The sequence below is a fragment of the Actinoplanes ianthinogenes genome (assembly GCF_018324205.1).
GTDB classification, from domain to species: domain Bacteria; phylum Actinomycetota; class Actinomycetes; order Mycobacteriales; family Micromonosporaceae; genus Actinoplanes; species Actinoplanes ianthinogenes.
On record NZ_AP023356.1, the window covers coordinates 3,060,138 to 3,074,889 of the forward strand.

Below are 14,752 nucleotides of genomic sequence, written 5' to 3' on the forward strand. Positions count from 1 at the left end.
GTCATGTGTCCGGTACCCCTGGGGAATCGCGCTTCCTAGCGTCGGAAGCATGCCTTCGGTACCCGTCGTAGACGTCAACGAGGTGACCCGGCGTTACGCCAACGGGGTCACCGCGCTGGCCGGCGTCTCGGTCAGCTTCGACACCGGCTCGTTCACCGCCGTCATGGGCCCCTCCGGCTCCGGCAAGTCCACTTTGCTGCAATGCGCCGCCGGGCTGGACCGGCCCACCTCGGGGCGGGTCAGCCTCAACGGGCAGGACCTGACCGCACTCAGCGAGCGGCGGCGCACGCTGCTGCGCCGGGACGGCATCGGCTTCGTCTTCCAGTCCTTCAACCTGATGCCCGCGCTCACCGCCGCGCAGAACGTCGCCCTGCCGCTGCGGCTCGCCGGTCGCCGCCCCCGCCGCTCCGACGTGCTCGCCAGCCTGGCCGCGGTCGGGCTCGCGGACCGCGCCGGGCACCGGCCGGGCGAGCTCTCCGGCGGCCAGCAGCAGCGCGTCGCCATCGCCCGGGCGCTGCTGACCGCGCCGGCCGTGGTCTTCGCCGACGAGCCGACCGGCGCGCTGGACCGCGGCTCGGGCGAGCAGGTGCTGCGACTGCTGCGCGAGCTGGTCGACCAGCGCCGCCAGACCGTCGTGATGGTCACCCACGACGCGCACGCCGCGGCGTTCGCCGACCGGGTGCTGTTCCTCGCCGACGGCCGGATCGACGGCGAGATCGTCGCGCCGACGGCCGAGGCCATCATGATCCACATGGCCCGGCTGGAGGCGTCGGCATGCTGATCCTCGCGCTGGCCACGCTGCGGCTGCGGTGGCGGTCGTTCGCCGGCACGCTGGTCGCCCTGGCACTGGGCTCGGCGCTGGTCGCGGCGCTCGGCCAGGTGCTGGCCACCACGGCCGGCGGACCCGACCGGGGGCCGCAGCGCTATCGCGACGTCCCGGTCGTCGTGGTCGGCACCGACGAACTGAGCGTGCCGACCTGGCGGGGCGCCGCGACCGCGCCGCTCGCCCAGCGCTCCGGAGTCCCGGCCGAGCTGGTCGCCGGCCTGCCGGGCGCGGTCGCCGACCGGGTCTTCCCGGCGACGCTCGCCGACGGGGACGGCCCGAGCGTGGGCCGGCCCTTCTCGGCGCTGCCGGCGGCCGGGCAGCGGCTGATCGCCGGGCGGGCGCCGGCCGCCGACGACGAGGTCGTGGTGAGCGCCGGCGCCCGGCCCGGGGACCGGGTGCGGGTGGTGACGGCGGCCGGTGTCCGCGAATACACCGTCACCGGGCTCTGTAGTCCCGCCCGCGAGGTGTCCCTCTTCTTCACCGACGCCCGCGCCGCGCAGCTGTCCCCGCGCGTCGACGCCCTCCTCGTCCAGCAGCCGGCGGACCGGGTCCGCGCGGTGGCCGGCGACCGGGGCCGGGTGCTGACCGGGGACGACCGGGGCCGGCTCGACCCGGACCGGGACAGCGACGACGACGCCCGCAACAACGCGAACACCATCGTCGGCATCGCGCTCGGGTTCGCCGTCTTCATCGCGATCGCCGTGGTGGCCACGACCTTCGCCTTCGCGGTCGGGCAGCGGCGCCGGGAGATGGCGCTGCTGCGGGCGGCCGGCGCCACCCCGGGCCAGATCCGCCGGATGCTGTACGCCGAGGCGCTGATCGTCGCCGCCGTCGCGGCCGCGGCCGGCGCGACGGCCGGGCCGTACGCCGCACCGGCCGTGCTGGACTGGCTGGTGGCCCGGCACCTGGCGCCGGACTGGATCCACGAGGTCAGCGAGTCCGGCGCGCCGGCACACTGGGCCTTTCTCAGTGGTGTGCTCGTCGCCCTGCTGGCCGTGCTGACCTCGGCCTGGCGGGCCAGCCGGATCCGGCCCGCCGAGGCGCTGGCCGAGAATGCCGCGCCGGCCCGGCCGATGCCCCTCCCCCGCCTGCTGATCGGCCTGGGCACGCTGGCCACCGCGCTGGTCTGCATCGCGGTCACCGCCGTCGGGGATCCCGCGTCGGGCACGAACCGGAAGACGTACATGCCGGTCCTGATGCTGCTGGTCACGGCCGCCGCGCTGCTCGCGCCCGCCGTGGTCCGGCCCACCGCCCGGCTGCTGACCTGGCCGTTGCGGCGGCGGGGCGGCGTGGTCGGCAAGCTGGTGGCGGCCGCCGCGACCAGCTCGGCGCGGCGGACCGCGGCGCTCGCGACGCCGGTGCTGATGACGGTCGCGCTGCCCGCCGCCCTGCTCACCGCCTCGGCTATGACCGACACCGCGAAGACGGTGATCCAGGCGGGCTCGGTGCGGGCCGACTACCTGGTGCTGCCGGACGGTGCCGCCGGGCTCGACGCCGAGCTGGTCGCCCGGCTGCACGCGGTGCCCGGCGCCGTCGTGTCGACGATCACCGAGACCAGCGTGTACACGCTGGAAGGCGACTCCGTGCTGATCCAGCGCCCGGCGGAAGGCACCGAGTCCATTCCGGACGACGGGATCGCGGTCGAGGGCGACTGGGGATACCGGGAGGGCGACACCGTCCGGCTGTGGCTGGCCGGCGGCACCGAGACGCGGCTGCGGGTGCTCCGGGTGCTGCCGCCCGGTGCGCCGACGGCCGCGTACCTGAGCCCGCGCAACGCCGGTGGCGGCCCGCCGGCGAAGGCGCTCGTCGAGATCCGTCCCGGCAGCGACGCGAAGGCGGTCGAGACGGCGCTGCGCCAGGCGGCCGAGGGACACCGGGCCACGGTGGTCAGCAAGCGGCAGTGGACGGCCGGGACCGCCGCCGGACGGTCCGGCGCGAGCCGCCTCGGGCTGCTGCTGGTGCTCGGGATCCTGGTGACCTACACCTTCATCGCGCTGGTCAACACGCTGGTCATGAGCGCGCCGGACCGCGCCGGGGAACGGAACACCATGCGTCTGCTCGGCGCCGGCCACGGGCAGATCCTCGGGTACGCGGTGTCCGAGTCACTGGTCTGCGTCGGCGTCGGGGTGGTACTCGCGACGGGCGTCACGGCGGCGGGCATCGCCGGGCTGTGGGTGACGCTGCTGCCGGTGACCGGGCCGCTGCCGATCGACGTGTCGTGGACCGTGCTGGGCGCGGTGATCGGGGCATGCGTGCTGGTCGCCACGGTGCTGCCGGCCGTCCTGGAGCGCGGCGCCCGATCACCGTTGCGAGCCTAGGCCGGCACGAGCATCGCCTCCGGCGGCGAGCCCCTCCGCTCGCCGCCGGACCGACGCGGGTCATTGCCTTTCCTTCGGTACGGGTGGTGCTCACGGCGTACGCGAAACTGGTCTTGATCGTGAAGTCAGGACGCGTAGATCGAGAACTTGGCGGTCCAGCGGGTGGACGTGCCGAACGTGGCCGGCCAGGTGCCGAAAGACGTCGCCGCGCTCCAGGCGCCCTGGTTGGCCGTGCCGGTGTCGTAGCTGAGGCTGTTGTCGCCGTTGGTGTTGTAGACGAGCCAGTAGGCCGTGTTCGGCGCCAGCGTCGCGGTGACCGGCCGGCTGTTCCAGGCGTTGGCGGTCAGCGTGCCCGAGGTGCTGGCGGCCACCCGGGCGCCGGGCGAGCCGCTCGCGTCGGCGTAGATCGCCACCTGGAACTGGTTGGCCGGCGTGGCCTGCACGCCCTTGAGGTACACCGAGATCTGGCTCACCGTGAGCCCGGCGGCGCCGGTGACGAACCGCGAGCCGTTCATGAAGTTCGCGTCACCGGAGTCCAGCGACGCGCCCACCTGGTCGTACCCGAGCCGCGGTGCGGCCGGGCTCGCGGTGGTGAACGAGAACTGGTGATCGGCCGCGAGCGCGTTGCCCGCCACGTCGGTCACGCCGGTCCGGACCGTCACCGTGTACGCGGTGGACGCGGTCAGCGCCGCCGACGGCGTGATCGTCGCCGCCTGGTTGGCCGCGTCGTAGGCGACGGTCCGGCCGATCAGCGTGCCACCCGGACCGCGCAGCTCCAGGTTGGCCGGCGTGATGGTGCCGGCCGCCATGCCCTCGCTGAACCGCACGGTGATCGGCGCGGTCACCGCCACCCCGGTGGCGCCGCCGGCCGGGGTCGTCGAGGTCACCGTCGGCGCGGTGGTGTCCACCCCGGTGGTCGCGTAGATCGAGAACTTCGCGTTCCACCGGCTGGCCGTGCCGAACGTCGCCGGCCAGGTGCCGAACGCGGTCGACGCGCTGCTCCAGGCGCCCTGGTTGGCCGTCCCGGCGTCGTAGCTCAGGTTGTTGTCGCCGTTGGTGTTGTACATCAGCCAGTACGCGGTGTTCGCGGCCAGCGCCGCGGTGATCGGGCGGGTGTTCCACGCGTTGGCGGTCAGGGTGCCCGTTGTGCTGGTGGCCACCCGGGCGCCCGGGGAACCGCTCGCGTCGGCGTAGATCGCCAGCTGATACTGGTTGTTCGGCGCGGACTGCACACCCTTGGCGTAGACCGACATGGACGTGACGGTCGCCGGGTCGGCCCCGGTGACGAACCGCGAGCCGTTCATGTGGTTCGCGTCGCCGCTGTCCAGCGACGCGCCGACCGCGGTGTAGCCGATCCGCTGCGACACCGGGGCGGTCGTGTAGGTCGCGGTGTACGTCGTCGCCGTCACCGGCGCGGTCACGATGTGGGTCTGCGCCCCGCCGTCGGACCAGGACGCGAACGTCGAGGCGCCCTGCGGCGACGGCGCGGACACCGAGTTGGTCGAGCCCTGGATCACCGTGCGGGTGAACGGCGTGGCGGCCGACGAGGAGCCGACCGCGAGCTGGAGCCCGGCCGGCACCGAGGTGAAGGTCAGGTCGACCGTTTTCGGGTCGAGCCGGCGCGACACGGTGTGCGTCAGGCCGCCCTGGTCGGTGGCGACCAGCCTGAGCTCCAGATAGGACGGGTACTCGTGGTCGGGCGCCTCGAACGACCCGGACGCCACCCCGGTCCACCGGCGGATGTCGTGCTCGTGGCAGGTGTCCGGCGCCGAGCAGTGGTGCATGACCAGGTCCCAGTCGAGGCGCGAGGCGGGCAGGGTGCCCTCCTGCGGGTCGGTGGCGTGGCCGGTGAAGCTGATGGTGTCGCCGACCTTCCAGGTGGTGCCCGCCGCCGGCGTGTCGATCACCCCGGTCGGCGCCTCGTTGCCGGGCGTGATGGTGACCGTGCTGGTGCCGGTCGCGTTCAGCGTGTCGGTCACGGTCAGCCGGGCGGTGTGCGTGCCCGGCGTGGTGTACGTGAAGGTCGCGGTCGGCGTGGTCGCGTCGGTGACGCCGTCGTCGGTGAAGTCCCAGGCGTACTTGAGGCGGCCCTCGTCGGCCGGGTCCGGGTCGCTGGAGGCGGCGCCGTGGAAGGTGACGGTCAGCGGCGCGGGACCCTGCGTCGGCGCGGCGTCGATGACCGCGCTCGGCGGCTGGTTGCCCGGGAAGTACCGCACCCGGCGGATGGTCCCGCCCAGGTCGGCGTAGTAGAGCTCGCCACCGGGGCCGACCTCCAGGTCGACCGGGCCGGCCGCGTCGGAGACGAACGTCCGCAGGTTGGCCGGGTCGGGCAGGCCGCCCGGGGTGGACGGCAGCGACGCCCAGATGCACCGGCGCGAGTAGTCGGCGAAGAAGACCGCGCCGTCGTACTCGTCGGGGTAGGGGCCACCGGCCGCCGGGTAGAACGCCACCCCGGTCGACGACGAGCTGCCGGTCGGGCAGGCCTCGCCGGCGATCAGCTTGCTGGAGTGGTTCCAGGTGACGAACGGCGCGGTGACGGCGCCGGCCGGCTCGGTGTAGAGGTTCTCGCAGATCGGCAGGTTGGCGCTGTCGTACCCGGACTGCCGGGCGTTGCCCTCGTAACAGGGCCAGCCGAAGTTGGTCACCCCGGCGGTCGGGTTGACCACCCGGTCGACCTCCTCCCAGGTGTTCCACCCGGTGTCGGAGATCCAGGTCTCGTTGGTGCCCGGCCGCATCGTGATCCGGTACGGGTTGCGCAGGCCGTGCGCGACGATCCGGCGGGTGTCCGGGTCGGCGGCGCCGAGGTTCGGGTTGCCGGGCGCGGCCGCGCCGGTGGCCGGGTCGAGCCGCAGCAGCGCGCCGTCCAGCTGGGTCTCGTCCGTACCGGTCCGGACGTCCTGCGAGCGCAGCGCGCCGCCCTCGTTCGCCGGGTCGGTGCACGGGTTGGTCGGTGCGCCGGAGGGGAGCTGGCCGTAGTCGACCGCGCTGAAGCTCGCCCCGTCACCGGCCGAGACGTAGAGCATCCCGTCGGCGCCGAAGGCGAGGTCGCCGATGGAGTGGCTGGGGAACTGCTGGCACCAGTCGCGCAGCAGCACCTGCTCGCCGCCGGTCATGGTGTTGCCGTCGGCGCGCAGCCGGGAGAGCTGGCCGGTGACGACGCAGCTGCCGTCGTTGGCGTTGGCGCAGACGTCGTTCCAGACCGGGGCGGTCCGGCCGGGCGGCGCGTCGTAGGTGTAGAGGACGTAGACGTACGGGTCGGCCGGGAAGTTGGGGGCCAGCGCCATGCCGAGCAGGCCCCGGTCCCACTGGTTGTGCACAGTGGACGACAGGTCGGCGAAGATCGTCGGGGTGGTGTCGGCCAGGCCGTCGAAGACCTTGATCCGGCCGCCCTTCTCGGCGACGAAGACCCGCCCGTCCTGGGCGAACTCCAGGTCGACCGGCTGGGTCAGCCCGCTGAAGACGATCTGCTCCTGGAAGCCGGTCGGCAGCGCGACAGCGGTCGCGGGCTGCGAGCCGACGAACGACGACATCGCGGCAACCGCTGCCACCGCGACCATCCCGCTCAGCGCACGCCGAAACATGGGCATCCCCCCGACGCCAAACATTCCTGACAGATTGCAAAATCCTAATTGGACGGCGTGCCGCCGAGCGGCCAGAACTGGCCGACCGTCCGGTTGATGCGCGTCGATCGAAAGTGTTTGCATGCCCCGGTGACGTTGAGCGCCCTCGGCCGTTCGTGTGCCCGCCTGCGCCGGCCGGTGCTCGGCGCCTGGCTGGTTCTGACCCTCGCCGGATCCGTCCTGGGCGGCCAGGTGTTCGACCGGCTCGCCCCCACCGCGGGCCTGCGGCCGGACGCCGAGTCGCAGCTGGCCGACCGGCGGATCGAGCAGTTGTCGCCCGAGGGCCCGGTGGTGGTCGCCGTCGTGAGTGGACGCGACGTGTACGACCCGGCGCTGGTCGCCGACGTCACGGCGGTCACCGCCGGGATCCGTGCGATGGACGGCGTCGCCGGGGTCGACGACCTGTACAGCGCGCCGGGCGGGCGGATCGGCGCCGACAACCGGAGCTCGCTGATCCGGGTCGAGCTGGCGCGGGGCCTGCCGGACGACCGGCGCGAGCGGGTGGAGGACGCGGTCGCCGCGGCGCTGCACCGCATCGACGCGCCCGAGGTGCTGGTCGGCGGCGAGAAACTGGCCGAGCGCGCGTTCGCCGACCAGGCCGTCGCCGACGCGGCCCTCGGCGAGTCGGTGGCGTTCGCCGTCCTGCTGATCCTGCTGGTGCTGATCCTCGGCGGCTTCGTGGCCGGCGCCGTCCCGCTCGCCGCCGCGCTGGCCACCGTGTCGGTGACGCTGCTCGGCCTGGTCGGGCTGACCGCGCTCACCGCGGTCAGCGAGTTCACCGTCAACGTGGTCACGCTGCTCGGCATCGGGCTGGCCGTCGACTACGCGCTGCTGATGATCGCCCGGTTCCGGGAGGAGCGCGACGCCGACCCGGAGGCGCCGGTCGCCGAGCTGCTCGCCCGGACCACCGCGACCGCCGGCCGGACCGTGCTGATCTCCGGGCTCGCCGTCGGCGCCGCCATGGCCGGGCTGTTGGCGTTCGCCGAACCGCTGCTCGGGGCGATGGCGCTGGGTGGCGCGCTCGTGGTGCTGCTGGCCACCGCGGCCGGGCTGACCGCGGTGCCGGCGCTGATCGCGGTGGCGCACCGCCGGATCCGCCCGGCCCGCGCGCCCCGGCCCGGCCTGCTCGCCCGGCTCGCCGTGCTCGCCGAGGCCCGGCCGGCACCGGTCGCGCTGGCCGTCACCGCCGGACTGCTCGTGCTGTCCCTGCCGTTCGTGGCCGGGGTCAACCTGGAGAACTCCGACGCCCGCGCGCTGCCCGCCTCGGCCGAAGCCCGCCAGGTGCAGGAGCGGGTGCAGCGCGACTTCAGCGCCGGGCAGGCCGACCCGATCGTCGTGGTGGTCGACGCCGACCCGGACCGCGACTTCCTGGACGCGCTCAACCGGCTGGACGGGGTGCTGCGGGTCGAGGCGCGTCCGGACATCCCGGCGGGCTCGGCCGTCCTGGACGTCACGCCGGAGGGCGAGACCGCCGGCCGGACCTCCCGCGACGTGGTCCGGGCGATCCGGGCGACGGATCCGCCGTTCCGGGTGCTCGTCGGCGGCGCCGCGGCGGAACTGGTCGATTACCGCGACTCGGTGGCCGGGCGCTTCCCGCTCGCTCTGCTGGTCATCCTGCTGTCCACGGCGGTGCTGCTGTTCGTGCTGACCGGCTCGGTGGTGGTGCCGGTCAAGGCGCTGGCGATGAACGCGCTCACCCTGCTCGCCACGCTCGGCGTGCTGGTCGTCGTCTTCCAGTGGGGCGTCAGCGCGTCGGGCGCCATCGACGTCACCACGCCCGTCCTGCTGTTCGTGTTCGTGTTCGGGCTGTCGATGGATTACGAGGTGTTTCTGCTCGCCCGGATCAGGGAGGAACGGTCCGTCCGCGCCGGCCTCGCGAAGTCCGGGCCGGTCGTCACCGCCGCCGCGCTCTGCATCGGCGTGGTGTTCCTCGGCTTCCTGCTCGGCGACCTGACCGCGGTCAAGGAGATCGGCTTCGGGATGGCGGTCGCGCTGCTGCTCGACGTGACGGTGGTCCGCGGCCTGCTCCTGCCGGCGGTGATGAAGCTGCTCGGCGACTGGAACTGGTGGGCGCCGCCGCGGCTGCGCCGGCTGCACGAGCGCTGGTTCACGCCCGGCACCGCCCGCGTGCCAGTCGGGAAGCTGACACATCGAGCACCACAGTTGTGACGATACGTAGCGTTACAGGCGCGTTCGGGATGTGATCAACAGGAGGCACGGGTGTCCGAGGTCGTGGTCGAGGTCAGCTTCACCCCGCTGCCGGAGGACGATGACTTCGCCCTCGACCTGCTGACCGACGAGCTCGCCGAGGACCTCAGCGACCTCGGCGAGATACACCGGCCGGAGGCGGACACCGGCCCCGACGCCAAGGGTCTCGGCGAGGTGGCGCTGAGCACGCTGTCGGTCGTCGCCGGCGCCGATCCGGGCTACGCGCAGGCTCTGGTCGACCTGGTCGTCGGCTTTCTCGGGCGCAACCGGGGACGCCGGGCGCATCTGAAGGTGGGCGACATCGAGCTCACCATCGACCAGCCGACCAAGGCACAGGCGTCCGAGATGATCGACATCGTCCGGAACGCCATCGAGCGCTCCCGCTGATGGGCCGGCACGCGCTGGTGCTGGGCACCGCCACCTATCACGCCGACCCGAAACTCGCCGCGCTGCCCGGCGTCCGCCAGGACGTCGACCAGGTGAAGACCGTGCTGGAGACCGACGGCGACTTCGACACCGTCGACGCTCGCCTCGACCTGCCCGCGGCTCACCTGGTCCAGATCGTCGAGGAGTTCTACGGCGCGCGTCGCACCGGCGATCTCGCGCTCTTCTACTTCTCCGGCCACGGCATCCGGCACGACGACCAGCATTCGCTGTTCCTCGGGGCCGCCGACACCGACCCGGCGTCGCTGCACTCGACGGCCATCGACGTCGAGGGCGTCCTGCGGCACATGCTCAACCACACCAAGGCCAGTCAGAAGGTGGTCCTTCTCGACTGCTGTTTCTCCGGCTCGTTCACCGCCCGCCATCGGCTCGGCGGCGGCGTACGCCAGGAGCCGCGCCGCCTCAAGCGGGAACGCGGCACGTTCCTGCTCACGTCGAGCAGCCACTTCAAGGCGTCGAAGGCGCAGGGCCCCGATCGCCCGTCGGTCTTCACCGAGGTCCTGCTCGACGGGCTGCGGGGCGCGGCGCAGAGCACCGGCGAGGACGGCTGGATCACCGCGAGCGACCTGTCCCGCTACGCGATGACCGAGATGTCACGCCGCCGTCAGGACAAACCGGTCGAGTCGAGCGAGGGCGTCACCGACCCGATCCCGCTCGTGGCCGGACCGGGTGACCGTCCACAACGCTCTCACCGAGCGCCCGCGGAGGAGCCGGACGACGCCCCGTTCACCACCGACCGATGGCGGCAGTTGCTCACCTACTACGTCAACTGCCTGCAACGCTCCGCGGTCCTCCAGTACTTCATCAACCCGGACGACCCGGACTCCGCCATCGCCGCGCCCGCCGGCCCGGAGATCATCCTCTCGGCCACCGGGCCGGTCCCGCTGACCGATCGCGGGCTGCGGCTGGCCCGGTCCGCCGAGGCCGGTGGCCGTTCCCTGCAATACGGCTACCCGCTGGTGGCGCTGCGGCAGAACGGCCGGCCGGTCCGGCTGGCGCCGCTGCTCGTCTGCGACCTGACGGTGGGCGACGACGGATCGGCACATCCGGCGCCGCCGCAGCCCAGCCCGGCTCTGATCGACCAGTTCCAGCTGGCCGCGGTGGAGGCCGACGAGCTGCGGCAGGCCGTGGCCGAACGGCTCAACCCCGGTGACCGCCGATCTCTCGCCGAGGTCGTCACCCTGGTGGCGACCGCGTTCGGGCTCAAGCCGGTGTCCACTCTCGACCCGGAACAGCTGGTCCGGCCGACGAGCCGAGGATCGATCAACCGCGTGCAGAACGCCGGGATGGTGTTCGCCGCCGGCAGCAAGGAGTCCCCGGAGCGGCAGCTGATCGAAGACCTGGGCGACATCGTCAAAGAGGTCGGAAAGATCGAGGCGACGGCGCTCGGCGCCCTCTCCGCCGACCTGGGGAACGCGCGGGACGAGCCGGACGCCGCGACGCTGACCGTGGCTCTCAGCTCGCTCAACGAGACCCAGGAGGAGATCATCCGGGCGGCGATGGCCCGGCCCCTGACCGTCGCACAGGGACCACCCGGCACCGGCAAGAGTCAGCTGGTCACCGCCTTGCTGGCCACCGCCACGGCGGCCGGGCAGAGCGTGCTGATCGGCTCGACCAACAACCGGGCCGTCAACGAGGTCGTCGAGCGGGTCACCGGCATGGTGGGCCCCGGGCTGGTGCTGCGCACCGGGAACAAGGAGTACCGGCAACGGGAGCCGCAATTTCTTGCCGACGTGATGCAGGCCTGGCAACCGCCGGCGCCGGACGATCGCGGCCCGTTCCAGGAGTTACGACTCGTGAAGCACGAGATCGAGCGACTGCGCGAGGATCTCGACCAGCGCCGCCGGCTGGAGCGGGATCTTGCCGACCTCGCCTTCGAACGGGACGGCGACCTCGCCGACCTCGACGACGCCGCCCTGGCCGGGCTGGTTTCGCGGACCGACCGGGCACTGCACAGCCGGTGGTTCGGGTGGTGGCACCGCCGGCGCCTGCGGTCGCAAGGGGTGTTCGACCGTCCGGCGATCGCCGCCCTCGGCGAGCGAGCAGTCATCGAGCAGTGCTGGCGGGAGCGGCGCCACGAGCTCGCGTCTCGCCCGGGCACCGCCGAGGAAGCCTGGGAACGGTTACGGACCCTGCAGAACGACGTCCGGCCGGAGCACAGCGGTCAGCTGCTCCGCGCCCAGATCACCGCCCGCGTGGCCGGCAGCACGACCTTGCTGCGGAACCGGGCCGACGAGATGGCCAAGCCGGACGGCCGGAGCTGGTCCTACCTTCCCGAGCTGCTCTCCGCCGTTCCCGGCTGGGCGACCACCGCGATGTCGGCCCGCCGGTTGAAGCCCGAGGCGGGACTCTTCGACCTGGTGATCATCGATGAGGCCGCCCAGTGCACCGTCCCGGCCATCCTGCCGATGCTCTATCGGGCCAAGCGCGCCCTGATCATCGGAGACCCCCGGCAGCTCGCCCCGGTCGTCGACCTCGCCGACACCGACGACCGGAGTGAGCAGGCCCGCGCCGGTCTCGGGCAGGAGTGGCTCACCGACCGCCGGCTCACCTATCGCGGCCACTCGGCGTACGAGGCGTTCGCCACCGCGGCCGGCGGCACGGTGCTCCTGAACGAGCACTATCGGTGCCACCCGGAGATCGTCGAGGCGCCGAACCGGGTCGTCTATCAGAACCGGTTGACCGTTCTCACCGACCCGGCCCGGCTGGCCGCACCGGCCGAGCCCGCCACCCGCTGGGTGGACGTGCCGGGCCACTTCACCCGGGGCGCGACCGGCTCCGGCCGCAACGCCGACGAGGTGCAGGCCGTGGTCGGTGAGGTACAGCGGCTCCGCAAGGACTACCCGGACGCCTCGATCGGCGTGGTGACACCCCTGGCCGAGCAGCAGCGAGCTCTGGACCGGGCGCTCCAGGACGTCGATCTCGGCGCCGACCTGCTGTGCGCGACCATTCACAAGTTCCAGGGCAGCGAGAAGGACATCATGGTCATCTCGCCGGTCGGCGCACAGGGCATCAGCGATCGCACCCGCGGCTGGCTCGTGAACGAGACGAACCTGTGGAACGTCGCGATCACCCGGGCCCGATCTCAGCTGATCGTCGTCGGCGACCGATCGTGGTGGTCCGGGCAGCGCGGCCTGATCACCGCGCTCGCCCTGCCACCGGCGCCCGAGGCCGGCGCCGCCGATCTGGGCCCGAGGCCGGTCGACCGGCTGATCCCCGGACTGCGCGAGGCCGGGCTGACGGTGCGGTGGGGCACACCCCTGCCCGGCTATCCCGTCGATCTCACGGTCGGCCTCGGCGACCGCAGTCTGGCCGTGCTGGTCGACGACCCCGAAGGTGATCCGGATGGCCGGCCGTTCCGCCGGACGCTGGGGCGGCTCGACATCATCGCCTCGGTCACCGAAGTACGGCGGATACCGGCCTGGCGGTGTCTCGCCGAACCGGAGCGGGTCGTCGCCGAGCTGGCCGGCCATCTCACCGCGCCAGAGCGGCTCCCAGCCGGCGGATGACGTCGGCCTCACCCTCGGTGAGGCCGCCCGCGGGCGCGCACTCCGTGACAGCCGCCCCCACCACGCCGTCCACCCGGCTGACCAGGTCGAACAGCCGCTCCGCGCGGACGCCGTCCGGCTCCGGATAGCAGGTGGCGCCGAAGTCGGCCGGCTCCAGGACGTCGAGGTCCACGTGGACGTACACCGGGCCGGTCAGGCCGTCGAGCACCCGCTCCAGGTCGTCGACGCCGTGCCGGCGCAGCCCGCGGCGCGCCAGGTACTCGTGCTCGACCGGGATGTTCGCCCGCTCACCGCCGATGATGATCTGCCGCGGCGTCAGCGGCTCCGCCGGGGTGAGCCCGGGCGGCCCGTCGCCGAGCAGCGCACGCACGACCATGGCGTGGAAGGCGCCGGAGGGCAGGGTGTCGACGCTGTAGACGTCCGGGTGCGCGTCGATGTACAGGACCGTCAGCGCGTCGCCGTAGCGCTCGCGGGCGGCGGCGATCGGCGCGATGTCGACCGAGCACTCACCGCCGACGGTGATGACCGGGCCGTCGATGCCCGCCAGGGCTTCCCGGATCAGTCGCTGATTTTCCACGAGCACGTCGAACGCGCGGATCCCGGCGGCCTTCTCGCCGCCGGTCTCCAGCACGGGCACGGTCACCACGGCGTCGGCGGGGATGAGCGCGGCGGCGCGGTGTGCGCCGGTCATGAGCCGCGGCGCCTGCTCGGACGCCGACCCTTGCCACTGCGGAACGCACAGCACGGTAGTCACCCAAGTGACCATAGGAGCGCCCGTCACGGGCCTCCAACCTCCGTCGAGCAGCGCGGCCCACCCATACGTCGGCCGGTGCCGCCGAGCGTCTCGCTGCAGATATCCGGCACAGCCCCCAGACTGCCTGGTGATCAGCGCCGCCACCAGCCACACGCCGCAGTCGGCGGAGGCCCACGAGATTCTGCGAGACCTCCGCGACGCCGACCGCCGAGCCATCGCCGACAAGGAGGCGGGCATCCTGCCCTCGGACACCGACCCGGAAGCGCTGGCCCACTTCTACGCCACCGTCATACAGGGCATGTCCCATCAAGCCCGCGACGGCGCCGGCCACAAAGCATTCGAACAGGTGGCCGCTAAACGTCTGACGGCACGGACGGTTCTGACGGCCTGGCTGATGGCAATCAGTACCAGGCCTTCCGGAAACCGACGACAGCGAGCGGGAGGGTTACGAGGCGAGGGGGAACTCGGCTCGCAGGCTGGTACCTGTGATCTTGAGGTCGATGGCGCCGAACCACCGTTCTGTTGTACGGACGGCTCAGCATCATGCCGGTTACGCCACCACTGCTCGATCATCTCGGTCAGCGCGGCGACGGCCTGCTGGTGATCCTCAGGACTGCCCAGTCGTTGGGGAAGATCTGCGCCTCGCAACCGGGCCGATTCGGACCCGCCACAACCTGTCAAACCTAACGGCGCAGCTCAGACGCCAGCATCTCAACGACAACCCAGCAACAGAAGAACCGCCTGTCAGACCTGACAGGCGGTTCGCATGCGAATGTCGGTGGGCGATACTGGGATCGAACCAGTGACCTCTTCCGTGTCAAGGAAGCGCGCTCCCGCTGCGCCAATCGCCCGCACTGTGATGCGAGGTGGAGACGGGATTTGAACCCGTGTACACGGCTTTGCAGGCCGTTGCCTCGCCTCTCGGCCACTCCACCGAGAAGACCGGTGCCCCATGGAACCGGCAACAGCCTCTCCGAGCGGAAGACGGGATTCGAACCCGCGACCCTCACCTTGGCAAGGTGATGCGCTACCACTGCGCCACTTCCGCATCTCACCGCCCGGTTTCCCCGGCG

Annotated in this window: 8 protein-coding genes and 3 tRNA genes; 6 read left to right on the forward strand and 5 right to left on the reverse strand. The window is 72.6% G+C overall.

Annotated elements, in window-relative coordinates; translation table 11 throughout:
• Positions 1-49: 49 nt before the first annotated feature.
• Both Aiant_RS13735 and Aiant_RS13740 read left to right on the forward strand, forming a co-directional pair.
• Positions 50-781 (forward strand): ABC transporter ATP-binding protein, encoded by a 732-nt coding sequence (locus Aiant_RS13735; protein WP_189334331.1) that lies wholly within the window; start codon positions 50-52, stop codon positions 779-781.
• Positions 775-3,144 (forward strand): ABC transporter permease, encoded by a 2,370-nt coding sequence (locus Aiant_RS13740; RefSeq protein ID WP_189334330.1) that lies wholly within the window; start codon positions 775-777, stop codon positions 3,142-3,144. Before Aiant_RS13735 ends, Aiant_RS13740 begins: the two co-directional genes overlap by 7 nt.
• A 125-nt stretch (positions 3,145-3,269) precedes the next feature.
• Here the strand turns inward: Aiant_RS13740 and Aiant_RS13745 are convergent, their stop codons facing one another.
• Positions 3,270-6,725, reverse strand: a complete 3,456-nt coding sequence (locus Aiant_RS13745) for an Ig-like domain-containing protein (RefSeq protein ID WP_229830931.1) — start codon at positions 6,723-6,725, stop codon at positions 3,270-3,272.
• Between the two features lie 129 nt (positions 6,726-6,854).
• Between Aiant_RS13745 and Aiant_RS13750 the strand changes: the two genes are divergently transcribed.
• Genes Aiant_RS13750 through Aiant_RS13760 form a run of 3 tightly spaced genes read left to right on the forward strand, consistent with a single transcriptional unit; the run spans position 6,855 to position 12,925 of the window.
• Positions 6,855-8,933 carry an MMPL family transporter gene (locus tag Aiant_RS13750; RefSeq protein WP_229830928.1) on the forward strand — a complete coding sequence of 693 codons (2,079 nt, stop codon included), beginning with the start codon at positions 6,855-6,857 and terminating at the stop codon, positions 8,931-8,933.
• A 51-nt stretch (positions 8,934-8,984) separates the two neighbouring features.
• Positions 8,985-9,359 carry a hypothetical protein gene (locus Aiant_RS13755; protein ID WP_189334327.1) on the forward strand — a complete coding sequence of 125 codons (375 nt, stop codon included), beginning with the start codon at positions 8,985-8,987 and terminating at the stop codon, positions 9,357-9,359.
• Positions 9,359-12,925 (forward strand): caspase, EACC1-associated type, encoded by a 3,567-nt coding sequence (locus Aiant_RS13760; RefSeq protein WP_189334326.1) that lies wholly within the window; start codon positions 9,359-9,361, stop codon positions 12,923-12,925. The genes Aiant_RS13755 and Aiant_RS13760 overlap by 1 nt, the downstream gene beginning before the upstream one ends.
• On the opposite strand, the gene Aiant_RS13765 is transcribed toward Aiant_RS13760, so the two are convergent.
• Entirely contained in the window at positions 12,891-13,679 is a 789-nt protein-coding gene (locus tag Aiant_RS13765) for an arginase family protein (protein WP_229830927.1), read from the reverse strand. The two genes, Aiant_RS13760 and Aiant_RS13765, sit on opposite strands and share 35 nt — an antisense overlap.
• Before the next feature lie 127 nt (positions 13,680-13,806).
• Here Aiant_RS13765 and Aiant_RS13770 point away from each other — a divergent pair, with 127 nt between their 5' ends.
• Positions 13,807-14,283, forward strand: coding sequence for a hypothetical protein (locus Aiant_RS13770; RefSeq protein WP_189334325.1), 477 nt, complete (start codon positions 13,807-13,809; stop codon positions 14,281-14,283).
• 175 nt (positions 14,284-14,458) lie between these two features.
• Here Aiant_RS13770 and Aiant_RS13775 read toward each other — a convergent pair.
• The 3 genes from Aiant_RS13775 to Aiant_RS13785 all read right to left on the reverse strand — a co-directional run bounded on the left by Aiant_RS13775 (position 14,459) and on the right by Aiant_RS13785 (position 14,727).
• Positions 14,459-14,530 (reverse strand) — tRNA-Val (locus Aiant_RS13775).
• Positions 14,531-14,543: 13 nt separating this feature from the next.
• A tRNA-Cys gene (locus tag Aiant_RS13780) sits at positions 14,544-14,614 on the reverse strand.
• Between the two features lie 41 nt (positions 14,615-14,655).
• A tRNA-Gly gene (locus Aiant_RS13785) sits at positions 14,656-14,727 on the reverse strand.
• Between the last annotated feature and the right edge of the window lie 25 nt (positions 14,728-14,752).

Excerpts from the sequence above, each read along its gene's own strand:
- Aiant_RS13735 (WP_189334331.1), top strand. The coding sequence starts at position 50 with ATGCCTTCGGTACCCGTCGTAGACGTCAACGAGGTGACCCGGCGTTAC.
- Aiant_RS13740 (WP_189334330.1), top strand. The coding sequence starts at position 775 with ATGCTGATCCTCGCGCTGGCCACGCTGCGGCTGCGGTGGCGGTCGTTC.
- Aiant_RS13745 (WP_229830931.1), bottom strand. The coding sequence starts at position 6,725 with ATGTTTCGGCGTGCGCTGAGCGGGATGGTCGCGGTGGCAGCGGTTGCC.
- Aiant_RS13760 (WP_189334326.1), top strand. The coding sequence starts at position 9,359 with ATGGGCCGGCACGCGCTGGTGCTGGGCACCGCCACCTATCACGCCGAC.